This window comes from Streptomyces sp. NPDC056128, from assembly GCF_042263835.1.
GTDB lineage: Bacteria > Actinomycetota > Actinomycetes > Streptomycetales > Streptomycetaceae > Streptomyces.
On the sequence record NZ_JBHJVQ010000001.1, the window covers coordinates 608,435 to 629,777 of the forward strand.

Sequence of the window (21,343 nt, forward strand, 5' to 3'; positions counted from 1 at the left end):
TGGTTCTTGGACGGCGGCCGTCCTTCCGCTAATGCGTACGATATGCAAGTGCGCAGCAGTAACTACAGCATCAGGCCAGCCACCCCCGCCGACCTAAACGGCGCCCGAGCCGTCATGCTCGACACCGTCTACCGCGACTTCGGGACGGGCTACGTCCCCCGCTGGCACGGCGACATCATCGACCTCGCCGGGGCTTACGTGGACCCCGCGCGGCACACGCTCCTCGTCGCAGTCGATGCGGAGGGTGAGGTCGTCGCCACCGGTGGCCTCGACTCCCGTGGCCCCGCGCACCCCCCGAACCCCGCCCACGTCGCCGAGCGCTACCCCTCCGGTGTGACCGCGCAGCTGCGGCGGGTGTACGTCCGGCCCGAGCATCGGCGGCGTGGGCTGGCCAGGCGGATGGTGGATGAGCTGATGGGGTTCGCCGTCGCCGACGGGGGTTACCGCGCCGTCTACCTGCACACCGACCCCGCTGTCACCGGCGCCGAGCCCTTCTGGCGGTCGATTGCCAAGGTCGTGCACGATGAGCGGGAGGATCACGGCGGTGGGCAGGGGATCGTGCACTTCGATGTCCCCCTGGGTTCCGCCGGGGCGAGGTAGGCGTGAAAATCATTTCCATGTAGGCTCCAGTCCGCGTGCGGTCCGCCGCCTGCCCGCCCCCCTTTCTCTCCCAGATCGATCCGAGGACCATGCCCTCCCACCGCCGCCCCCGGCTGCTCGCCCCGCTCCTGCTCATCCCGCTCATATCGAGCTGCTTCGCCTCCGGAGGCGGCGCCGGTGACTCCGGGGCCGGTGGTGGGGGCAAGGGCGGGGACGGGTCCCGGCTTCGTGTCGCGCTTGCTTTTCCGCCCGCCGAGAATCTCTCGCCGTACGGCGCCGACGCCACCCTCCTCAGTCGGCTCGGCGTGACCGAGGGGCTCACCGCGCTGGACGCCAACGGCTCCGCCGCCCCCGCGCTCGCCGAGTCCTGGCGCAGGGACGGGGACAAGGCATGGGAGTTCAGCCTTCGGGATGCCACCTTCCAGGACGGGACCGAGGTCACGCCCGCCGCCGTCGCCGACTCTCTCGCCAAGGCCACCGACGCCGAGCCCGCCCCGGCCGCCCTCGCCGGTGTCACCCTCACCGCCAAGGGGAGCGGTGAGCGGGTCGTGCGGATCACCACCGACGAGCCCGATCCCGTCCTGCCGCTGCGGCTCTCCAGCCCCAGCCTCGCCATCCTCTCCGCCAAGGCGTACGAGAACAGCGGCCGCGTCGACCCCGTCGGACACGCCACCGGGCCCTTCGAACTGACCAAGGTGAACGGCGCCACCTCCGCCTCCCTCGACCGGTTCGACGACTACTGGGGCGGGCGCGCCCAGGCCTCCGGCATCGACGCCCGCTTCATCGCCGACGGCACCGCCCGCGCCAACGCCCTGCGGACGGGGGAGCTGGACATCGCCGAGGCTGTTCCGGTCGCGCAGGCGGCGAGTCTCGACAAGGAGACCCGGCGCGACACCGCCACCACGCGGACCACCAGCCTGCTGTTCAACCCCGAGTCCGGCCCCTTCAAGGACGCCGGGCTGCGGGCCGCCGCCAGGGCCGGGCTCGACACCTCTGTGTTCGCCAAGGACGTCTACGAGGGGTACGGCGACCCCGGTGCCGGCGTCTACGGGCCCGCCGTGACCTGGGCCGAGGGCAAGCGCACCGAGCCTGTCGGAAGGGCGGACGCCAAGAAGCCGGCCGGCGAGACCATCCACCTCGCCACCTACGACAACCGGCCCGAGCTGCCCGAGGTCGCCCAGGTCGTCAAGCAGCAGCTGGAGAAGGCCGGGTTCAAGGTCGAGCTCACCGTGCGGGAGTACTCGCGGCTCGAAGGCGACGCCCTCGACGGGAAGTTCGACGCCTTCGTGCTCGCCCGCAACACCCTGCTCGACACCGGCGACCCCGTCGCCGTCCTGGCGAGCGACTACACCTGCGACGGCGGGTACAACATCGCCCAGCTTTGCGACAAGGGCGTCGACCGCGCCGTCGCCGACGCCGAGAAGATCGCCGACACCGCGAAGCGGCAGGACGCCGCCATGGCCGCCGAGGCGCGCATCCTCGGCAGCGACGCCGTCGTCCCGCTCGTCCACCAGCGGATCATCACCGGCGTCGCCGACTCCGTACAGGGCGTCGTCCTCGACCCGTACGAGCGCACCCTCGTCGGCACCGGCACCCGGCGCTGAACCGTGCGGCAGCGGGTGGCCACCCTGGTGTGGCGGGTCGTGCTCGCGGGCGGGCTCGTCTGCGGGATCGGGCTGCTGCCCTGGCTCACGCACACCGACCCGGCGTACACCGTCCTCAAGGCGCGGTCCGCCGAGCGGGAGCCGACGCCCGAGGTGCTCGCCGACATCCGGCACCAGCTCGGGCTCGACGGCGGGCCGCCGCACGTACTCGGCGAGTGGCTCGGGGGGTTGGTGCGCGGTGACGCCGGGGAGTCGTGGATCTCCGGCGGGGACGTGCTGCCCGGTGTGCTCCACGCGCTCGGTGCCTCGCTCCTGCTCATGGCCGTCGCCCTGCTCGTCGCCGCCGTCACCGCCGGGCTCGTCTGCGCCCGTACGCTCCGGCGGGGCGCCCGGCGGCGGCTCGACGAGCGGCGCGTCGGCGGGACCGGGTCCGCGGTCCTCGCCTCGCTGCCCGAGTTCCTCGTCGCGTCCGTGCTCGCCACCGTCGTCGGGGTGCAGCTGGGGTGGCTGCCCGCGCTGGGGTGGTACGGGTTCCAGTGGACCGTACTGCCCGCGCTCGCCCTCGGACTGCCCGCCGGGGCCGTGCTCGGGCGGCTCCTCGACGACCTGCTGCCCGGCGCGTTCGGCGAACCGTGGGCGCTGGCCGCGGCAGCCCGCGGGCTGACCGGACGGTCGATCGCCCGCCAGGCCGTACGGCGCTGCGTGCCCGCGCTGCTGCCCAACCTCGGGCTGTTCGTCGTCGGACTGACCGGCGGTGCCGTCGCCGTCGAGCAGGTCTTCGACATCCCCGGACTGGGGCGCACCACGCTGCAGGCCGCCCTCGCCCAGGACCTTCCCGTCCTCCAGGCCGGCACCCTCGCCCTCGTGCTCCTCGCCGCACTCGCCACCGGTGCCACGCGGCTCGCGGCCCGCCTGCTCACCGGGCCCGCCCTGCGCGACGGCGCCCTGTCCTCCCTGCACCGGCCCGCCCGGCCGGGCCGGGCACTGCCGCCCCTCCTCTACACCGCCGTCCTGGCCGCCGTCGTCGGGCTCGGGCTGGCCCGGGACCCGCTGGCCCTCGACACCGGGCAGAAGCTGCGGGCCCCCTCCCTCGACCATCCCTTCGGCACCGACGCCCTCGGCCGCGACCTGCTCGCCCGCGTCGGCCACGGGGCGCTGGACACCCTGCTCCTCGCCTCCGCCATCACCGCCGCCGCGCTGCTCGCGGGCGTCCTCCTCGGGCTCGTACCCCGCGTGTCCGCGCCGCTCGTCGACACCGTCAACGCCGTACCGCCCGTACTCGTCGCCCTCCTCGTCACCGCCGTCGCGGGCAGCGGCGCGGCCACGCCCGCGCTCGCCGTCGGCGCCGTCGCCTGGGCGCCGCTCGCCACCCACACCGCCGCGCTGCTCCAGCAGGAACGGGCCACACTGCACCTCACCGCCACCAAGGGGCTGGGCGCGGGGCGGGCGTACCTGCTGCGGCGCGAGTTGCTGCCCGCCGTGCTGCCGCCGGTCCTACGGCACGCCCTGCTGCGGCTGCCCGGCGTCGCCCTCGCGCTCGCCTCGCTCGGCTTCCTCGGGCTCGGCGCCCAGCCGCCGTCGCCCGAGTGGGGACTCCTCCTCGCCGAGAACCAGCCCTACGCCGAGCGCGCCCCCTGGGCCGTCCTCGCCCCCGCCGCCGTCCTCGCCCTGCTCGGCGCGCTGGCCGTCACCGCGGCCGGGGGGCTGCGCCGGCCCAGGCGGCGGACTCCCCGTACCGCCGAGACCGTCGACGTACGGACCGCCCCCGAGAAGGAACCGGCCGGCGTCCGATGACCTCCGCCTCCACCGGCCGGTCCGCGAAGGCGGGGGCCACCGGCCGGGGTGCCCCGCTCTCCCCGTTGCTGCGGCTGCTCATCCTCACCCAACTCGCTTTCAACATCGGGTTCTTCGCCGTCCTGCCCTTCCTCGCCGAGCACCTGGGGCGGTCCGTCGGCATGGCGGGGTGGCTGGTCGGGTTCGTGCTCGGGCTGCGGACCTTCAGCCAGCAGGGGCTGTTCGTGGTCGGCGGGGCGCTCGCCGACCGGTACGGCATCCGGCCCGTGGTGCTCGCCGGGTGCGTGCTGCGGATCGCCGGGTTCGCGTGGCTCGGGTTCGCCGAGCGGACCTGGGCCGTGGTCGGCGCGGTGCTGCTCATCGGGTTCGCCGCCGCGCTGTTCTCGCCCGCCGTCGAGTCCGAGGTCGCCCGCCAGGCCGTGGTGTGGGAGGCGCAGGGGAACGGGGACCGGACGCGGGTGCTCGCGCTGTTCACCGTCGCCGGGCAGGCGGGGGCGTTCGTCGGGCCGCTGCTGGGTGCCCTGCTGCTGGCGGTCGACTTCCGTACGGCGTGTCTCGCCGGGGCCGGTGTCTTCGTGCTCGTCCTCGCCGGGCACGCGTGGCTGCTGCCGCAGCACATTCCCGGGCGGGCGCGCGTCCGGTTCGGCGGCGGGGCGCGGCTGCTGCTGCGCAACCGCCGTTTCCTCGCGCTGTGCTGCGCGTACGGCGCCTATCTGCTCGCCTACAACCAGCTCTACCTCGCGCTGCCCGCCGAGGTCGAGCGAGCCGCCGGTTCGCAGGCGCCGCTGGCCTGGCTGTTCGCGCTCTCCTCGCTGCTCGTGGTGGGCGCGCAGTTGCCGGTGACCCGGTGGGCGGGGGAGCGGCTGGCGCCGCGCCGGTCGATGGTGGCGGGGCTCGGGCTGATCGCGGCCGGGTTCGCCGCCGTCGCGCTCGCCCGGCCCGCCGGGTGGACGGGGGTGGGCGGTCTGGCGCCCGCCGCCGGGTTCGTCGTCCTGCTCACCCTCGGGCAGATGCTCGTCGCGCCCGTCGCCCGCGCCTGGGTGCCGGACCTCGCCGAGGACGGGCGGCTCGGGCTGTACACGGGGGCGCTGTCCTCGGCGTCCGGCCTCATCGTCCTCGCGGGCAGCTCCGCGACCGGCTTCCTGTTGGACACGGGGCTGGACACGGGGTTGCCGGCCGCGGTGCCGTGGCTGGTGCTGGCCGCGGTACCGCTGGCCGCGGTGGTGTTGTTGCCCCGGCGGGGCTGAGTCCCGGGGCCGGGGGGGGCTGCGTGGACGGGTACGACACCCGCTCGGCCCTCGCCCCTCACCGCGTCGCGAAATCCCCAACCGCCCGCCGCACGGGCGTCCGCGTCGTGCCGACGGGAGCGATGGGGCGCTGCGCCGGCGGGGCTGAGACCGGCGTTCGGGCGGTGGAGCGGTCGCCGGGACCTCACCGTGCCGCGAGCTCCCGTCCCGCGCGGCGTACGGGCGTGCGCGGGACCCGTGAGGACTGCCACAGCCACAGGACGTCACGGCCGAAGGACCACACCAGGAGGCCCAGGGCCAAGGCCACCACCCCCGCGTTCACCGGACGCGGGAGCAGGTCCGCGCCCGCCACCAGGAGGAGTACGCCCTGGAGCGCGGCCACCGTCTTGCGGGCCGTGCTCGGGGGCAGCGGGGCGGTCAGCCACGGCCACAGCCGGGCCGCGGCGACGAACACGTAGCGCATGCCGCCGATCAGCAGCACCCACGGGCCCAGGTCCATCGCGACGTACACACTGAGGACCAGGATGAGGAACGCGTCGACCTCCATGTCGAAGCGGGCGCCGAGCTGCGAGGACGTGCCGGTGCGGCGGGCCACCTTGCCGTCCACGCCGTCCAGGATCAGGGCGACGGCCGTGAGGCCGACGAGGAGGGAGACGGGCGGCGCGCTGCGGAAGGAGTCCGCGACCAGCGCCGTCACCCCGCCGACCAGCGTGGCCCGGCCGAGGGTGACCCGGTTGGCCGGGCCGAACGACGCCGGCCGGGACCGGTGCAGGGCCCGTGCCAGCACCGCCCAGGTCGCGAACGCGAAGGCGAGGCCGGTCAGCCAGCCCGCCGTGCCCATCCCGATCGCCGTGCCGAGCAGCGCCAGCAGCAAGATCTGCGCGCCCGCCCCCACCGCGGTCTCCTGCTGAACAGGCCTCGCGTCATATGCGTCGTACGTGTTGTTCAGGGCCACCGAACACCCTCCGGCCGTGTGACAGAGTCGATCAACGCCGCTACCTTGTGCGCGGCTGTGCATCCCTCGGTACGTGGGCGGCTTCCCGATCGTTCAGGAGGACATCCGATGACACGCAGGGCACACGCGTTCTGGCTCGACTCGCCCGGACGGGGCACGATCCGCGAGGTGGAGCTGCCGGAACCCGGTGCGGACGACGTACTGGTGCGCACCCTCCACAGCGGTGTGAGCCGGGGCACCGAGACCCTCGTCTTCGCCGGGCGGGTGCCCGAGAACCAGTACGGAGTGATGCGCGCGCCGTTCCAGGAGGGCGACTTCCCCGGACCGGTGAAGTACGGCTACCTCAACGTCGGCGTGGTCGAGGAGGGACCGGACGCGCTCGTCGGGCGTACCGTCTTCTGCCTCTACCCGCACCAGACGCGCTACGTCGTCCCAGTCGCCGCCGTCACCCCGGTGCCGCCGTCGGTCCCCGCCGCGCGGGCCGTGCTCGCCGGCACGGTGGAGACCGCCGTCAACGCCCTGTGGGACGCCGCGCCCCTGGTCGGCGACCGCGTCGCGGTGGTCGGCGGCGGCATGGTCGGCTGCTCGGTGGCCGCCCTGCTGGCCCGCTTCCCCGGCGTCCGGGTCGAGCTGGTGGACGCCGATCCGGCCCGCGCGAAGGTCGCCGCGGCACTCGGCGTGGGCTTCGCGTCCCCGGCCGACGCGCTCGGCGACCGCGACCTGGTCGTACACGCCAGCGCCACCGAGGCCGGGCTCGCCCGGTCACTGGAGCTGCTGCGGCCCGAGGGCACCGTCCTCGAACTGAGCTGGTACGGCGACCGGCCCGTCGCCCTCCCGCTCGGCGAGGCCTTCCACTCCCGGCGCCTGACCCTGCGCAGCAGCCAGGTCGGCACCGTCTCCCCGGCCCGCGGCGCCACCCGCACCTACGCCGACCGGCTCGCCCTCGCCCTCGACCTGCTCGCCGACCCGGCGCTGGACGCCCTCGTCACCGGCGAGTCCGCGTTCGCCGAACTCCCGGACGTGCTGCCCCGGCTGGCCTCCGGCGAGATCCCCGCGCTGTGCCACCGCGTCCGGTACGACCGGGAGGGCGTCGGCGCCTGACCTCGCCCGACCTCGCCTGACCTTGAGAAAAGACGTACGGGCCGCTGAACAAGGGAAGACCTCCAGCCGTAATAGACGGCACCCCGCGCAGCGATCGGCGGGGGATCAGACGTGCCACACCTGGAGGGTCGTCCGTTGTTCAGCATCACCGTCCGCGATCACATCATGATCGCCCACAGCTTCCGCGGCGACGTCTTCGGGCCCGCACAGCGCCTGCACGGAGCGACGTTCCTGGTGGACGCCACCTTCCGGCGCGAGCAGCTGGACGAGGACAACATCGTCGTCGACATCGGACTGGCCACCCGCGAACTGGGCGCCGTCGTCAGCGAGCTGAACTACCGCAACCTCGACAACGAACCCGACTTCGCCGGCGTCAACACCTCCACCGAGTTCCTGGCCAAGGTCGTCGCCGACCGGCTCGCCGAACGCGTCCACAAGGGAGCCCTCGGCGAGGGGGCCAAGGGCCTGGCCGGCCTCACCGTGACCCTGCACGAGTCGCACGTCGCCTGGGCGAGTTACGAGCGTGCGCTGTGACCGACACGTCCGTCGAGGCGGCGGGACGCACCCGGCTCACCTACGTCCCCACCCAGATCCCCGCCCACATCGCCACGCGGGCCGCGTCCGCGAGGAACGACGGGATCATCCCCATGTCCCTGCGCTCCGTGCACTTCGTCGTACCGGGCGGGATCGACGATCCGGCCGCGCCGAGCGGCGGCAACGCCTACGACCGGCGGGTGCGGCTCGACCTGCCCGGCTTCGGCTGGCGGGTACGGGGGCTGCCCGTCGACGGTGACTGGCCCCGGCCGGACGACACCGCCCGCGCGGAACTCGCCCGCGTCCTGCGCCGGTTGCCGGACGGCGCGGTCGTCCTGCTCGACGGCCTGGTCGCCTGCGGGGTGCCGGAGATCGTCGTCCCGGAGGCCGAGCGGCTGCGCATGGCCGTCCTCGTCCACCTCCCGCTCGGCGACGAGACCGGCCTCGACCCCGCCGTCGCCGCCGAACTGGACGCCCGTGAGCGCGCGGTGCTGCGGGCCGTGCCGGCCGTCGTCGCCACCAGCGACTGGGCGGTGCGCCGGCTCGTCTCCCACCACGGCCTGGACCCGGGCCGCGTCCACGTCGCCGCGCCCGGCGCCGACATCGCGCCCCTCGCGCCCGGCACCGACGGCGTCTCCCGGCTGGTGTGCGTCGCCGCCGTCACCCCGCGCAAGGGCCAGCACCGGCTGGTGGAGGCGCTGGCGGCGGTGTCCGACCTGCCGTGGAGCTGCGTGTGCGTCGGCGGGCTCGGCCACGACCCGGAGTACGTCGAACAGTTGCGGGCCCTCGTCGCGCGGCACGGCCTGGAGGAGCGGCTGGTGCTCGCCGGACCCAGGGCGGGCGCCGAACTGGACGCCACCTACGCCACCGCCGACCTGATGGTCCTCACCTCGTACGCCGAGACGTACGGCATGGCGGTGACCGAGGCCCTCGCGCGCGGTATCCCCGTGCTCGCCACGGACGTCGGCGGCCTCCCGGAGGCGGTCGGACGCGCACCCGACGGAGGGGTGCCCGGCATCCTCGTCCCACCGGAGGACCCGGCCGCGCTCGCCGCCGAGCTGCGCGGCTGGTTCGGCGAGGCGGACGTACGACGCCGGCTGAAGAGCGCCGCCCGGGGCCGCCGCGCCGCGCTGAACGGCTGGGCGAGTACGGCCCAGAGCCTGGCCGGCGTCCTGCACCGGCTGCCCGGCGAACCCGGGGGGACGGCATGAGCGACTCCACGACCGGCGTGATCCCCGGCGCGGGCCCGACCGGCGGGTCCACGGCCCGGCCCACCGCCTCCGCGTCCGCCCCCGCCTCGGCCGAACGCGCCACCCTGCGCCTGCGCGAGGCCCCCGCGCCCGACGCCCCGCACCCCGACGACCCGCCGCGCTACGCCCCCGAATGGCTGCGCCTGCGCGAGCCCGCCGACGCCGACGCGCGGGCGGGTGACCTGCTCGACCCGCTGCGGACCCACCTCGCGGGACCGCCGGGACGGACGGGCGGACTGGTCGTGCACGACCTGGGCTGCGGCACCGGCTCGATGGGACGCTGGCTCGCCCCGCGGCTCGACGGCGCCCAGCACTGGGTGCTGCACGACCGCGACCCCTACCTCCTGCACTTCGCCGCCGTCGGCGCCCCGCGCTCGGCCGCCGACGGCAGCCACGTCACCGTCGAGACGCTGCGCGGGGACCTCGCCCGCCTCACCCCGGACGCGCTGTCCGGCGCCGACCTGGTGACGGCGTCCGCGCTCCTCGACGTCCTGACCACCGAGGAGGTCGGCACCCTCGCCGCCGCCTGTGCCGCGGCCGGCTGTGCGGCCCTGCTGACCCTGTCCGTCGCCGGACGCGTCGACCTCACCCCCGCGCACCCCCTGGACGCCGAGATCGCCGAGGCGTTCAACGACCACCAGCGGCGCACCGGCCTGCTCGGCCCGGACGCGGTCACCGCGGCGGGAGACGCCTTCGCCGCGCACGGCGCCACGGTGCGGGCGCACCCCAGCCCCTGGCGGCTGGGCCCCGACGAGGCCGGACTCACCGCGCAGTGGCTGCGGGGCTGGGTCGGTGCGGCCGTGGAACACCGTCCCGAACTGCGCGAACGGGCCGAGGCGTACCTGGACGAGCGCCTCGCCGCCTGCGCGGACGGCACCCTGCGCGTGGTGGTCCACCACACCGACCTGCTGGCGCTGTGCCGGCCGACGGGCGGGGCCTCGTGAGCGCTCCGACCGTACCGGCGGATCTGCGTCGCACACCGCCCCGGGCGGACGCCGCCACCGGCGACACGCCGACCCCGGCCCGCCGCGCCCTGCGCGCCCTGCGCGCCCACCTCGGGACCCTGGCGGGCACCGCCATCCTCGCCGTACTCCTGTGGCGGATGGGAACCGGCGTCTTCCTGGACGGGCTGCGCCGGATCGACGCGCCGACCGTGCTCGCGGCGCTCGGTATCGGGCTGGTCACCACGGTGTTCAGCGCCTGGCGCTGGGCCCTGGTGGCCCGGGGACTGCGCATCCGGCTGCCCCTCGGCCCGGCCGTCGCGGACTACTACCGCGCCCTGTTCCTCAACGCCGCCCTCCCCGGCGGCGTCCTGGGCGACGTGCACCGCGCGGTGCACCACGGGCGGAGCGCCGGGGACCTGGGGCGCGGTGTGCGGGCCGTCGTCCTCGAACGGGTCGCCGGACAGCTCGCGTTGCTCGGTGTCGGCGTCGTCGTGCTGCTCACGCTGCCGTCCCCGGTGCTGGGCGAGGCCCGGCGCGCCGCCCCGCTCGTCACGCTGGCCGTGCTCGGCGCGCTGGCCGTGATCATCGCCCTGCGCATGAACCGGGCGCCGGCGCGCGGCGGGCGGGCCCTGCGGGCGACGCTCGGCGAGGCACGCCAGGGGCTGCTGTCCCGGCGGAACCTGCCGGGCGTCGCGGTGTCGTCCGTCGTCGTACTCGCCGGGCACCTGGTGATGTTCGGGCTCGCCGCCCGGGTGGCCGGCAGCGGTGCCACCGTCGCCGAACTCACCCCGCTGGCCGTGCTGGCGCTGCTCGCCATGGGCCTGCCGCTGAACGTCGGCGGCTGGGGCCCCCGCGAGGGCGTCACCGCCTGGGCGTTCGGCGCGGCCGGGCTCGGCGCGGGCACCGGGCTTGGCGTGGCCGTGGTGTACGGGGTGCTCAGCTTCGTGGCGAGCCTGCCCGGTGTCGTCGTCCTCGTCGTCCGCCGGTTCGCGGGCCCCGACGGCTCCTACGGCCGCCCCGGCCTCTTCTCGGCGGTCGGATCGGCGGTCAGGAAAGAGAAATACGTCCCGAAGGAATCCGCGAGGCTCGCCAGCAGTTCCTTCCCCTTTTCCGCCGAACCCAGCGAAGGGCGCCCGATGACACCGGAATCGGTATAGGCGGACATGCCGAGGGAGAGCAGATGACGCCGGTCGTCAGCGACGAAGTCGGCGGTCTCGTAACCGGGCCGGACCGATTCGGGGTGCGCGTGCAGAAGAATGGAGGTCTCGATTTCCCCCGCGTGCATGTCGGAGAGCAGCGAGGTGGCCACCCCCGCCCGCTGCCGCGCCGCCTCCCAGTCCTCCGCGGCCGGGAACAGCGCCATCCGCTCGCCGCGCGCGGAGGACTCCTGGACGACGTTGCCCAGTACGTAGTTCCCGCCGTGCCCGTTGACCACGACCAGGGCCTCGACACCGGAGCGGCGCAGCGAGGAGGCTATGTCCCCGACCACCGCGTGGAGGGTCACCGAGGAGATGCTGACGGTTCCCGGCCAGTCCGCGTGCTCGTGCGAGCAGCCGATGGTCACCGGCGGGAGCAGGTGCACCGGGTACGCGGCGGCGATCTCCCGGGCGACGGCGCAGGCGACGAGGGTGTCGGTCGCCAGCGGCAGGTACGGGCCGTGCTGCTCGAAGCTGCCCACCGGCAACACCGCGACCTGCCACGGGAGTTCGGCCCCCCGCCTGCGCACGTCCTCCGAGGTGTCCGCCGGCACAAGTGAAGCATCCATCCCCGCACGGCCTTTCGTCGCTGTTGGGCAACCTGTTGAGAGATCTGCTGAGAGATCCGCTGAGAGATCTGTTGAGGAACGCGAGAATCATGACAGAAAAAATTGGTGTACTCGGCAAGAAGGCATCGCAGCGCACGGACGTGGAACGCGTCGTGGTGACGCCGCTGCCCACCGTGTACGGGGAATTCCGGGCATTCGGCTATTTCGACCACGAGCGCGGCGACGAGCAAGTGGCGCTCGTGTACGGCGACCTGGGCGCCGAGGGTGTGCTCACCCGGCTGCACTCGGAGTGCCTGACGGGCGACGCGTTCGGCTCCCAGCACTGCGAGTGCGGTGACCAACTGGCCTCCGCGCTGCGGTCGGTGGCCGCCGCGGGCAGCGGTGTCGTCGTCTACCTGCGCGGCCACGAGGGACGCGGCATCGGGCTGCTCGCCAAGCTCCGCGCGATGGCGTTGCAGGCGGAGGGCCTGGACACGGTGGAGGCGAACCTCGCCCTCGGCCTGCCGGTGGACGCCCGGGACTACGGCGTCGCCGCCCGCATCCTGGGCGACCTCGGGGTGCGGTCGGTGCGCCTGATGTCCAACAACCCGCGCAAGCGCGAGGCGTTGGTGCGGCACGGCATCCAGGTCGCCGAGCAGGTGCCGCTGCTGATCCCGCCGTGCGAGAGCAACATCACCTATCTGCGGACCAAGCGGGAGCGCCTCGACCACCACCTGCCCCACCTGGACGCGCTGGCCCACCTGACGTCCTGAGTCCGGCGGCCGGTTCAGTCCGTGACGGCCTCGTGCACGAGCCGCTTCAGGTCGGGATACACGGTGTGCGAGGAGCGGGGCCGCACCTGGGTCATGAACTGCACCGTCAGGTCACGGCCCGGGTCGACCCAGAAGGTGGTCGTGGCCACCCCGCTCCAGCCGTACGTGCCCAGCCCGGAGGGCGACTGCGTGCGGCTCGGGTCGGTCACCACGGAGACGCCGAGGCCGAAGCCGACGCCGTCGTTGCCGGGCCGGTCGTGCGCGGGACTGCTGCCGAGGGCGCGCAGGTCGGCGCCGCCGGGGAGGTGGTTGCGGGTCATCAGGTCCACCGCCCCGGGGGCGAGCACCCGGACGCCGTCGAGTGCGCCGCGGCGCCGCAGCATCTCGGCGAAGCGGTGCACGTCGTACGCGGAGGAGACCAGGCCGCCGCTGCCCGACAGGAACCGCGGCCGGCCCCGCAGCGGCAGGCCGGGCACCGGCTCGATGCCGCCGTCGTCCGTCTCGCCGTACAGCTCGGCCAGCCGCTTCGCCTGCTCGTCGGTGACGTGGAAGCCGGTGTCCGTCATGCCGAGCGGGCCGAAGATCCGGGCGGCGAAGAACTCGTCGAGCGGCTGTCCGGACACCACCTCGACCAGCCGCCCCAGGACGTTGCTGGCCACCGAGTAGTTCCACTCGGTGCCCGGCTCGAACTGGAGCGGCAGGCTCGCGTAGAGGTCGACCGTCTCGGCGAGGTCGGCGCCCGGCCGCAAGGACGACTCCAGACCGGCCGCCCGGTACAGCTCGTCCACGGGGTGGGTGTGGTAGAAGCCGAAGGTCAGGCCGGCGGTGTGGGTCATCAGGTGCCGGACGAGGACCGGACCCTCGGCGGGCCGGGTGACGGTGTCGTCACCGGATCCCCGGACGTACACCCGCGGCTCGGCGAAGGCCGGCAGGTACCGGGCCACCGGGTCGTCCAGGGACAGCCGGCCCTCCTCCACCAGCGTCAGCACGGCGACGGACGTGACCGGCTTGGTCATGGAGTAGATCCGCCACAGGGTGTCGGCGGTCACCGGCAGACCGGCCGCGAGGTCCCGCCGGCCGTGCACCGTCAGATGCGCCACGCGTCCGCCGCGGGCGACGGCCACCAGGAACCCGGGCAGCCGTCCCTCGTCCACCTGCCGGGCGAAGTGCAGGTCGAGCCGGTCCAGCGCCTCGGCGTCCAGCCCGGCCGCGCCCGCGTCGGTCTCCTGCCGCAGGGGTGGCATCGCCATCGTTCTCCTCGGTCGTTCTTCGAAGACCCGTCCGGCATACCCCGCCCACCCCCTTTCGGAACTCATGATCCACCGGGACGGCCGTCAGGCCGTGACCGTCTCCGGTTCGGCCGCCTCGCGGTCCGCCCGCTCGCCGAGCCGCTCCGTCGGCACCTTGTGGGTCTCGCGGGCGGTGAGCGCGGCGATCACCGGCGGGACGCACAGCGCGGCCGTGAACAGCGCCACCGCGAACCAGTCGTCCCCGTCCGGACCGGCGATCTGCGCCGCGAAGGTCACCGCGAACCCGGCCACCGCGAAGCCGATCTGGGTGCCGATCGCCACGCCCGACAGGCGGACCCGGGTGGAGAACATCTCGCCGTAGAAGGCCGGCCACACGCCGTTCGCGGCGCTGTAGACCACGCCGAAGGCGATGATGCCCAGCAGGAACGTCAGCGCGTAGGAACCGGTGGAGATCGCCCACAGGTACAGGAACATCGTCACCGCGCTGCCGACCGCGCCGATCAGGTACACCGGACGCCGTCCGATCCGGTCGGACAGCGTCGCCCACAGCGGGATCGCGGCGAGCGCCACGACGTTGGCGAGGGCGCCCACCCACAGCATCGCGGTACGGGACATGCCGACCGAGTCGCTCGTGGCGTACGCCAGCGCCCAGACCGTGAAGATGGTGCTGACCGAGGCGATGAGCGCGCCCGCGACCACCCGCAGGACGTCCGCCCAGTGGTCCCGGGCCAGCACCGCGAGCGGCATCTTCACGACGCCCTCCGTGGCCGCCTGCTGCTCGAAGGCCGGGGTCTCGTCGAGCTTGCGGCGGATGACGTAGCCGACGACCGCGACCACCACGCTCAGCCAGAACGGCACCCGCCAGCCCCAGGCCAGCAGGTGCTCCTCGGGGAGCGCGGCGACGGGCAGGAAGACCAGGGTGGCGAGCAGCTGCCCGCCCTGGGTGCCGCTGAGGGTGAAGCTGGTGAAGAAGCCGCGTTTGTGGCCCGGCGCGTGTTCCAGGGTCATCGAGTTGGCGCTGGCCTGCTCGCCCGCCGCCGATATGCCCTGCAGGATCCGGCACAGCACCAGCAGGACCGGGGCGAGGGTGCCGACCTGGTCGCGCGTGGGCAGACAGCCGATGAGGAACGTCGAGACGCCCATCAGGATCAGCGTGAACGCCATGATCTTCTTGCGGCCCATGCGGTCGCCGATGTGGCCCAGGAAGAACGCGCCGACCGGGCGGGCGGCGTAGGCGACGCCGAACGTGGCCAGCGACAGCAGGGTCGCGGTGGCCGGGTCGGACTCGTCGAAGAAGACCTCGGGGAAGATCAGCGCGGCGGCGCTGCCGTAGATGAAGAAGTCGTAGTACTCGAGCGCGCTGCCGATCCAGGCGGCGGTGGCGGCCTTCTTCGGCTGGCCGGGCGGGGCGGCGCCCTGGGACGCGGGGGCGGGGACGGACACGGCTTGCTCCTTCGGGGGACTCCACCGTAGGCGGAGTGAGCGGAGGGGAGGACGGCGCAGAGGGTGCCGTCGGCCGCTCGGCTAATTAACCCACTGGGTAGTTAGTCGCGGTTGGGAAGGGATGTTGCGCGCAGGTTTCCCACGTGTCAAGGGGTCCGGTCGTCCCGAGGTGCCGGCGTTCAGTCCGCCGCGCGCTCCGCCGTCAGATAGGCGATCACCATGTCGCCCAGCATCGCCCGGTAGTGCTCGCGCTGGTCCGGCGCGACCAGATCGCGCCCGAACAGGGCGCCGAAGGTGTGCCGGTTGGCGACCCGGAAGAAGCAGAAGGAGCTGATCATCGCGTGCAGGTCGACGGCGTCGACGTCGGCCGTGAAGAGGCCGGACCGCTGCCCCTCGTCGAGGATCCGGCGGATCACGTCGAGCGCCGGGGAGCCGATGCTGGCCAGCATCTCCGAGGACGCGATGTGCTCGGCGTCGTGGATGTTCTCGATGCTGACCAGGCGGATGAAGTCCGGGTGCCGCTCATGGTGGTCGAAGGTCACCTCGGCGAGGCGCCGGATGGCCGCCACCGGGTCCAGGTGGTCGACGTCGAGCTGCTGCTCGGCCTCCCGGATCACGCCGTACGCCCGCTCCAGCACGGCCGTGAACAGCTGCTCCTTGCCGCCGAAGTAGTAGTAGATCATCCGCTTGGTGGTGCGGGTGCGGGCGGCGATCTCGTCGACCCGGGCCCCGTCGTAGCCGGCTCGGGCGAACTCCCGCGTCGCCACGTCGAGGATCTCGGCCCGGGTGCGGGCGGCGTCGCGGGTGCGCGTGCCGGTTCGTGCCGGTTCGTCGACGCTGGTCATCGGATTCCTTCGGCTGCGGGCGGCTTTTGGGCGGGACTGCGTGCTGAGGGCGTGCCGGTGATTGTAGAAGCCTCCGCCTTCCCTCACGCCCCGCCCTCCTGCTATGACTAACGTACTGGTTCGTACATTGGTCGCTCGGGCAGCAGCCCGAGCCGCTCAGGAGGTCGTCCCCGGTGGCCAAGGACTCGTTTCTCGTCGGACTGATCGGTTCCGGCATCGGCCCGTCGCTCAGTCCGGCACTGCACGAGCGGGAGGCCGGCCGGCAGGGTCTGCGCTACCTGTACCGGCTGATCGACATCGACCGCCTGGGTGTCCCGCCCGAGGCGGTGGGCGACCTGGTGCGCGCGGCCCGGGACCTGGGCTTCGACGGGCTGAACATCACCCACCCGTGCAAGCAGCTCGTCATCGAGCACCTGGACGCGCTCGCCCCGCAGGCCGAGGCGCTCGGCGCGGTGAACACCGTCGTCTTCGACGACGCCGGCCGCGCGACCGGCCACAACACCGACGTCACCGGCTTCGCCGCGTCCTTCGCCCGCGGGCTGTCCGACGCGCCGCTGGAGCGGATCGTGCAGCTCGGCGCCGGCGGGGCGGGCGCGGCCGTCGCCCACGCCACGCTCACCCTGGGCGCCGGACGCGTGACCGTCGTCGACGCGCTGCCCGAGCGGGCCGCCGCCCTCGCCGCCCAGCTGAACGGGCACTTCGGCGACGGGCGTGCCGCCTGCGCCACCCCGGACGCGCTGCCCGGGCTGCTGACCGGCGCCGACGGCATCGTGCACGCGACCCCCACCGGCATGGCCGCCCACCCCGGGCTGCCGCTGCCCGCCGGGCTGCTGCACCCCGGGCTGTGGGTCGCCGAGGTCGTCTACCGCCCGCTGGAGACCGAGCTGCTGCGCACCGCCCGCTCGCTGGGCTGCGCCACCCTCGACGGCGGCGGCATGGCCGTCTTCCAGGCCGTGGACGCGTTCCGGCTGTTCACCGGGCGGGAACCCGACGCCGTGCGGATGCTCGCCGACATCACCGGCCTGGCCGGTGCCGTGGCCGCCCCCAAGTAGGAAGAGGTACCGACGTGCGGACGTCCATCGCCACCGTCTCCCTCAGCGGATCCCTCACCGAGAAGCTCACGGCCGCCTCCCGGGCCGGCTTCGACGGCGTGGAGATCTTCGAGAACGACCTGCTGGCCAGCCCGCTGACCCCCGAGGAGATCCGCGCCCGCTGCGCCGACCTCGGCCTGACCATCGACCTCTACCAGCCGATGCGGGACGTCGAGGCGCTGCCCGAGGAGGAGTTCGCCCGCGCGCTGCGCCGCGCCCGGCACAAGTTCGAGCTGATGAACCGGCTCGGCACGGACACTGTCCTGGTCTGCTCCAGCGTCTCCCCGCACGCCGTGGACGACGACGACCTCGCCGCCGGACAGCTCAGCCGCCTGGCCGACCTGGCCGGGGAGCACGGGGTGCGCGTCGCCTACGAGGCGCTCGCCTGGGGCCGCCACATCAGCACCTGGGACCACGCCTGGCACGTCGTCCGGAGCGCGGACCACCCCGCGCTCGGCACCTGCCTGGACAGCTTCCACATCCTCTCGCGCGGGAGCGACCCCAAGGACCTCGAGGGAATCGAGGACATCCCCGGCGAGAAGATCTTCTTCCTCCAGCTCGCCGACGCCCCGCTGCTCGCGATGGACGTCCTCCAGTGGAGCCGCCACTACCGCTGCTTCCCCGGCCAGGGCGGCTTCGACGTCGCCGGGCTGCTGCGCCACGTGCTGCGCGCCGGCTACACCGGCCCCCTTTCGCTGGAGGTCTTCAACGACGTCTTCCGGCAGTCCGAGGCCGGACCCACCGCCGTGGACGCCCGGCGCTCCCTGCTCACCCTCCAGGAGAGCGTCGGGCTCGCGGCACCGCCCGCGCCCGCCGCACCCACCGGGGTCGCCTTCGCCGAGCTGGTCACGCCCGACGCCGCGCCCGTCTCGGCGGTGCTCGGCGCGCTGGGCTTCGCCCGCACCGCACGGCACCGGGGCAAACCCGTCGACCTCTGGCAGCGCGGCGAGGCCCGGGTCCTGGTCAACACCGGTCCCGCCGAACGCCGCGAGGGCACCCGGCTGGCCGCCGTCGGCCTGGAGTCGCCGGACCCGGCGGGCGCGGCCCGGCGCGCCGAGGCCCTGCTCGCCCCCGTGCTGCCGCGCCGCCGCGCCCCGGGCGACGCCCCGCTGGAGGCGGTGGCCGCGCCCGACGGCACGGAGCTGTTCTTCTGCGCCACCGGGCGCCCCGGGCTGCCCGACTGGCGGGCGGACTTCGAGGACACCGGGGCCGTGGCCGGGGCCGACGCCGCCTGGCGGGTCGACCACCTCTCCCTCACCCAGCCCTGGCACCAGTTCGACGAGGCGGCGCTCTTCCACCGCGGCGTCCTCGGACTGCGCCCGCAGGAGAGCGTGGACGTCGCCGACCCCTACGGACTGCTGCGCAGCCGCGCCGTCAGCACGGACGACGGCGCCGTCCGGATCGTCCTGACGGTCGGCGCGGCACCCGTCGACGACACCGCGCACGCCCAGCACATCGCCCTGGCCACCGACGACGTGGTCGCCGCCGCCCGCGCCTTCCGCGCCGCCGGCGGCTCGCTGCTGCCGATCCCCGCCAACTACTACGACGACCTCGCGGCCCGCTTCGAGTTCGCCGACGGCGAGCTGGAGACGTACCGGGAACTGGGCATCCTCTACGACCGCGACGCCCACGGGGAGTTCCGGCACTGCTACACCCGCACCGTCGGCCGGGTCTTCTTCGAACTCGTCCAGCGCGACGGCGGCCACCGCGGCTACGGCGCGGCCAACGCGCCGGTGCGGCTGGCCGCCCAGCACGCGGCGCGGGGCCTCACTGGCGGCTGACGGTGCGGGTCAGGCCGGTGATCACCGTCGTGGCCAGGATCCAGCCCGTGATGATCAGGACGTAGGACAGGGTCTGGTACCCGTTCTCGGGCGAGAAGGCGTTCTCCTGGCCGAAGGAGATCACCGGGAGCAGCAGGTCGAGCGTGTAGAACACCGGGTTGAAGTCGGGGGCCTCCTGCGGCTTGAGCGGCGGCGGGTGGTGCAGCCCGTACGCGACCGAGCCGACCGCCAGCAGCGACAGCAGCCAGCCGCCCGCGCGCAGCGGCCGGAAGCCGTAGCCGACCGTGACGTCCTGGAGGTGCCCCCACAGGCGGCCGTACCAGGGCAGGGTGCGGCGTCGCCGTCGCTGCTTGGCGAGCTGCACCAGCCGGGCCGCGTCGTCGTCGCCGATCCGGCGGTAGGCGGCGGTCAGCTGCTCGTAGGTGAAGGGGAGGTAGCTGTCGCCCATCTCCAGCATCGGCAGCCGCCGCTCGGCGGGCTCGTGCGGGATGAGCGACGTGTAGGTGAGGTCGTTGAGCTGGACCCAGTCCGCCACCACGTCCGGCTGGACGAACAGCACGTCCACCTGGGCGCGGCGCAGGTTGAGCGTGCCCCGCACCACCGGGCCCTCGCGCAGCCAGAGTTCACCGATCACGCAACTGCTGGCGCGCAGCGCGGTACCGCCGGGGTTGGCCAGCCGGGCGTGCGACAGGTCCAGCCGGCCGGGTATCCGCGCGCCGCGCAGCTCCAGCCGGCCCCGGACGTCCGCGTGCCGCATCAGCACGTCGGCCTCGGCCGTGAGGGTCTCGGCCTGGAGGGCGGTGCCGCCCGGCCGGTCGAGCACCGCGTCGGTGAGGTTGACCGTCCCGGTCACCCGGGCGCCGGTGAGGCGTACCTCGCCCCCGGCCCGCAGACCCGGCGCCCACAGGTCTGCCCCCAGTACGGCCTGGTTGAGCTGGAGTACGGGCCATTCGGCTTCCGGCGCGTGGATCCGCGTGCTCTCCAGGTACAGGCTGCCGGTGATCTCCGCCCCGCCGAGCCGCACCATCCCGTCGAACCGGGCGCGGGTCAGCCGCAGTACGCCGTCCACCCGCACGGCGTGCCCGATCAGGCCGGGCAGCACGGACTCGCTCAGGTTCAGCTCGCGCAGCCGCGCCGCGTCCAGCCTCGGCACGTCGTCGAAGTGGCAGTGCCGCAGCCGCACGGGGTGGTCGACCGTCGCGTTCCGCAGGTCCAGCCGTCCGGTGACGCGGGCGCCCGCCAGGCTCAGCGCGGCCACCTCGCCGTCCTCCTGGGGGCCGTCAAGGAGCAGGGCGCGCAACACCGCCGCCCGCACGGCCCGTTCGGGCCCCCAGGAGGCGCCGTCGGCGGGGTCCTCGTCGTCCGCGGCGCGGAAGTCCACGGCCGTGCCCGTGGCGAACGCCCGCCAGACGCGCGCCTCGGCCGGTGTCAGGTCGTTGATCTCCATCGCGGGGACTCTGACCCGAACCGGCCGGTCGCGTCAACGTGTTGCCGGCGCGGCGCGCTACTTCTTCGACGCCTCCACGGCGTGCCCGCCGAACTGGTTGCGCAGCGCGGCGACCATCTTCATCTGCGGCGAGTCGTCCTGCCGGGACGCGAACCGCGCGAAGAGGGAGGCCGTGATCGCCGGCAGCGGCACCGCGTTGTCGATGGCCGCCTCGACGGTCCAGCGGCCCTCGCCGGAGTCGTCCGCGTAGCCGCGCAGTTTCTCCAGGTGGTGGTCCTCGTCGAGGGCGTTGACGGCCAGGTCGAGGAGCCAGGAGCGGATCACGGTGCCGTCCTGCCAGGAGCGGAAGACCTCGCGGACGTTGTCCACGGAGTCGACCTTCTCCAGCAGCTCCCAGCCCTCGGCGTAGGCCTGCATCATGGCGTACTCGATGCCGTTGTGGACCATCTTGGAGAAGTGCCCGGCACCGACCTTGCCGGCGTGCACGAACCCGTACGGGCCGTCCGGCTTGAGCGCCTCGAAGATCGGCTTGAGGTCGTCGACGTGCTCCTTCTCGCCGCCGACCATCAGGGCGTAGCCGTTCTGCAGGCCCCACACACCGCCGGAGACGCCGGCGTCGACGAAGTTGACGCCGTGATGGCCCAGTTCCTCGGCGTGCTTCTCGTCGTCCGTCCAGCGGGAGTTGCCGCCGTCGATGACGGTGTCGCCGTGCCGGAGCAGCGTCCCCAGCTGGTCGATGACGTGCTGGGTGGCGGCGCCCGCCGGGACCATCACCCAGACCGCGCGCGGCCGGTCCAGCTGCTCGACCATGTCGACCAGGCTGTTCACGTCGGCCCGCTCGGGATTGGTGTCGTATCCGACGACGGTGTGGCCGGCGTTGCGCAGACGCTCGCGCATGTTGCCGCCCATCTTGCCGAGACCCACAAGACCGATCTGCATG

General features: G+C 74.0%; 18 protein-coding genes and 1 pseudogene. 12 read left to right on the forward strand and 7 right to left on the reverse strand.

Going from position 1 to position 21,343, the window contains the following annotated elements:
* Nucleotides 1-42 precede the first annotated feature (42 nt).
* The 4 genes from ACFC1X_RS02625 (at nt 43) to ACFC1X_RS02640 (ending at nt 5,245) form a co-directional block, all read left to right on the forward strand.
* Entirely contained in the window at nt 43-600 is a 558-nt protein-coding gene (locus ACFC1X_RS02625) for a GNAT family N-acetyltransferase (protein WP_376348105.1), read from the forward strand.
* Between the two features lie 89 nt (nt 601-689).
* Entirely contained in the window at nt 690-2,204 is a 1,515-nt protein-coding gene (locus ACFC1X_RS02630) for an ABC transporter substrate-binding protein (protein WP_376348106.1), read from the forward strand.
* A 3-nt stretch (nt 2,205-2,207) separates the two neighbouring features.
* The gene (locus ACFC1X_RS02635) at nt 2,208-3,998 is read left to right on the forward strand and encodes an ABC transporter permease subunit (RefSeq protein ID WP_376348107.1); all 1,791 of its coding nucleotides are present in this window, start codon (nt 2,208-2,210) and stop codon (nt 3,996-3,998) included.
* Nucleotides 3,995-5,245 carry an MFS transporter gene (locus ACFC1X_RS02640; protein WP_376348109.1) on the forward strand — a complete coding sequence of 417 codons (1,251 nt, stop codon included), beginning with the start codon at nt 3,995-3,997 and terminating at the stop codon, nt 5,243-5,245. The genes ACFC1X_RS02635 and ACFC1X_RS02640 overlap by 4 nt, the downstream gene beginning before the upstream one ends.
* A gap of 184 nt (nt 5,246-5,429) precedes the next feature.
* Here the strand turns inward: ACFC1X_RS02640 and ACFC1X_RS02645 are convergent, their stop codons facing one another.
* Complete coding sequence (locus ACFC1X_RS02645) at nt 5,430-6,200, reverse strand: CDP-alcohol phosphatidyltransferase family protein (RefSeq protein ID WP_376348110.1); 771 nt, start codon at nt 6,198-6,200, stop codon at nt 5,430-5,432.
* A 108-nt stretch (nt 6,201-6,308) separates the two neighbouring features.
* On the opposite strand from ACFC1X_RS02645, the gene ACFC1X_RS02650 reads away from it, so the two are divergent.
* The 5 genes and pseudogenes from ACFC1X_RS02650 to ACFC1X_RS02670 form a co-directional block, all read left to right on the forward strand.
* Nucleotides 6,309-7,301, forward strand: coding sequence for a dehydrogenase (locus tag ACFC1X_RS02650; protein ID WP_376348112.1), 993 nt, complete (start codon nt 6,309-6,311; stop codon nt 7,299-7,301).
* Nucleotides 7,302-7,436: 135 nt separating this feature from the next.
* The gene (locus tag ACFC1X_RS02655) at nt 7,437-7,835 is read left to right on the forward strand and encodes a 6-carboxytetrahydropterin synthase (protein ID WP_122619063.1); all 399 of its coding nucleotides are present in this window, start codon (nt 7,437-7,439) and stop codon (nt 7,833-7,835) included.
* The gene (locus tag ACFC1X_RS02660) at nt 7,832-9,046 is read left to right on the forward strand and encodes a glycosyltransferase family 4 protein (protein WP_376348114.1); all 1,215 of its coding nucleotides are present in this window, start codon (nt 7,832-7,834) and stop codon (nt 9,044-9,046) included. Before ACFC1X_RS02655 ends, ACFC1X_RS02660 begins: the two co-directional genes overlap by 4 nt.
* The gene (locus tag ACFC1X_RS02665; protein WP_376348116.1) at nt 9,043-10,029 is read left to right on the forward strand and encodes a class I SAM-dependent methyltransferase; all 987 of its coding nucleotides are present in this window, start codon (nt 9,043-9,045) and stop codon (nt 10,027-10,029) included. The genes ACFC1X_RS02660 and ACFC1X_RS02665 overlap by 4 nt, the downstream gene beginning before the upstream one ends.
* A gap of 158 nt (nt 10,030-10,187) precedes the next feature.
* Nucleotides 10,188-10,931 (forward strand): annotated as a pseudogene (locus tag ACFC1X_RS02670) (YbhN family protein); the annotation flags it as partial.
* 104 nt (nt 10,932-11,035) lie between these two features.
* Here ACFC1X_RS02670 and ACFC1X_RS02675 read toward each other — a convergent pair.
* Nucleotides 11,036-11,794, reverse strand: a complete 759-nt coding sequence (locus tag ACFC1X_RS02675) for a creatininase family protein (RefSeq protein WP_376348118.1) — start codon at nt 11,792-11,794, stop codon at nt 11,036-11,038.
* A gap of 89 nt (nt 11,795-11,883) precedes the next feature.
* Between ACFC1X_RS02675 and ribA the strand changes: the two genes are divergently transcribed.
* The gene (ribA, locus tag ACFC1X_RS02680; RefSeq protein WP_376348120.1) at nt 11,884-12,546 is read left to right on the forward strand and encodes a GTP cyclohydrolase II; all 663 of its coding nucleotides are present in this window, start codon (nt 11,884-11,886) and stop codon (nt 12,544-12,546) included.
* Nucleotides 12,547-12,560: 14 nt separating this feature from the next.
* On the opposite strand, the gene ACFC1X_RS02685 is transcribed toward ribA, so the two are convergent.
* From ACFC1X_RS02685 to ACFC1X_RS02695, 3 genes are all read right to left on the reverse strand, one after another.
* Nucleotides 12,561-13,790 carry a serine hydrolase domain-containing protein gene (locus tag ACFC1X_RS02685; RefSeq protein ID WP_376348528.1) on the reverse strand — a complete coding sequence of 410 codons (1,230 nt, stop codon included), beginning with the start codon at nt 13,788-13,790 and terminating at the stop codon, nt 12,561-12,563.
* 90 nt (nt 13,791-13,880) lie between these two features.
* Nucleotides 13,881-15,239, reverse strand: a complete 1,359-nt coding sequence (locus tag ACFC1X_RS02690) for an MFS transporter (RefSeq protein ID WP_376348122.1) — start codon at nt 15,237-15,239, stop codon at nt 13,881-13,883.
* A 179-nt stretch (nt 15,240-15,418) separates the two neighbouring features.
* Nucleotides 15,419-16,084, reverse strand: coding sequence for a TetR/AcrR family transcriptional regulator (locus ACFC1X_RS02695; RefSeq protein WP_125494574.1), 666 nt, complete (start codon nt 16,082-16,084; stop codon nt 15,419-15,421).
* A gap of 173 nt (nt 16,085-16,257) precedes the next feature.
* Here ACFC1X_RS02695 and ACFC1X_RS02700 point away from each other — a divergent pair, with 173 nt between their 5' ends.
* The gene (locus ACFC1X_RS02700) at nt 16,258-17,136 is read left to right on the forward strand and encodes a shikimate dehydrogenase (protein WP_376348124.1); all 879 of its coding nucleotides are present in this window, start codon (nt 16,258-16,260) and stop codon (nt 17,134-17,136) included.
* 14 nt (nt 17,137-17,150) lie between these two features.
* Complete coding sequence (locus tag ACFC1X_RS02705) at nt 17,151-18,956, forward strand: bifunctional sugar phosphate isomerase/epimerase/4-hydroxyphenylpyruvate dioxygenase family protein (protein WP_376348125.1); 1,806 nt, start codon at nt 17,151-17,153, stop codon at nt 18,954-18,956.
* Here the strand turns inward: ACFC1X_RS02705 and ACFC1X_RS02710 are convergent.
* Nucleotides 18,943-20,403 carry a membrane-associated oxidoreductase gene (locus ACFC1X_RS02710; RefSeq protein WP_376348127.1) on the reverse strand — a complete coding sequence of 487 codons (1,461 nt, stop codon included), beginning with the start codon at nt 20,401-20,403 and terminating at the stop codon, nt 18,943-18,945. The two genes, ACFC1X_RS02705 and ACFC1X_RS02710, sit on opposite strands and share 14 nt — an antisense overlap.
* 57 nt (nt 20,404-20,460) lie before the next feature.
* Nucleotides 20,461-21,342 (reverse strand): phosphogluconate dehydrogenase (NAD(+)-dependent, decarboxylating), encoded by an 882-nt coding sequence (gene gnd / locus ACFC1X_RS02715; protein WP_376348129.1) that lies wholly within the window; start codon nt 21,340-21,342, stop codon nt 20,461-20,463.
* Nucleotide 21,343 lies beyond the last annotated feature (1 nt).

What these genes read in the sequence shown, in the direction of transcription:
- ACFC1X_RS02675 (WP_376348118.1), bottom strand. Translation starts at nt 11,794, where the DNA reads ATGGATGCTTCACTTGTGCCGGCGGACACCTCGGAGGACGTGCGCAGG.
- gnd (WP_376348129.1), bottom strand. Translation starts at nt 21,342, where the DNA reads ATGCAGATCGGTCTTGTGGGTCTCGGCAAGATGGGCGGCAACATGCGC.
- ACFC1X_RS02710 (WP_376348127.1), bottom strand. Translation starts at nt 20,403, where the DNA reads ATGGAGATCAACGACCTGACACCGGCCGAGGCGCGCGTCTGGCGGGCG.
- ACFC1X_RS02665 (WP_376348116.1), top strand. Translation starts at nt 9,043, where the DNA reads ATGAGCGACTCCACGACCGGCGTGATCCCCGGCGCGGGCCCGACCGGC.
- ribA (WP_376348120.1), top strand. Translation starts at nt 11,884, where the DNA reads ATGACAGAAAAAATTGGTGTACTCGGCAAGAAGGCATCGCAGCGCACG.
- ACFC1X_RS02650 (WP_376348112.1), top strand. Translation starts at nt 6,309, where the DNA reads ATGACACGCAGGGCACACGCGTTCTGGCTCGACTCGCCCGGACGGGGC.
- ACFC1X_RS02640 (WP_376348109.1), top strand. Translation starts at nt 3,995, where the DNA reads ATGACCTCCGCCTCCACCGGCCGGTCCGCGAAGGCGGGGGCCACCGGC.
- ACFC1X_RS02625 (WP_376348105.1), top strand. Translation starts at nt 43, where the DNA reads ATGCAAGTGCGCAGCAGTAACTACAGCATCAGGCCAGCCACCCCCGCC.
- ACFC1X_RS02685 (WP_376348528.1), bottom strand. Translation starts at nt 13,790, where the DNA reads ATGCCACCCCTGCGGCAGGAGACCGACGCGGGCGCGGCCGGGCTGGAC.
- ACFC1X_RS02630 (WP_376348106.1), top strand. Translation starts at nt 690, where the DNA reads ATGCCCTCCCACCGCCGCCCCCGGCTGCTCGCCCCGCTCCTGCTCATC.
- ACFC1X_RS02695 (WP_125494574.1), bottom strand. Translation starts at nt 16,084, where the DNA reads ATGACCAGCGTCGACGAACCGGCACGAACCGGCACGCGCACCCGCGAC.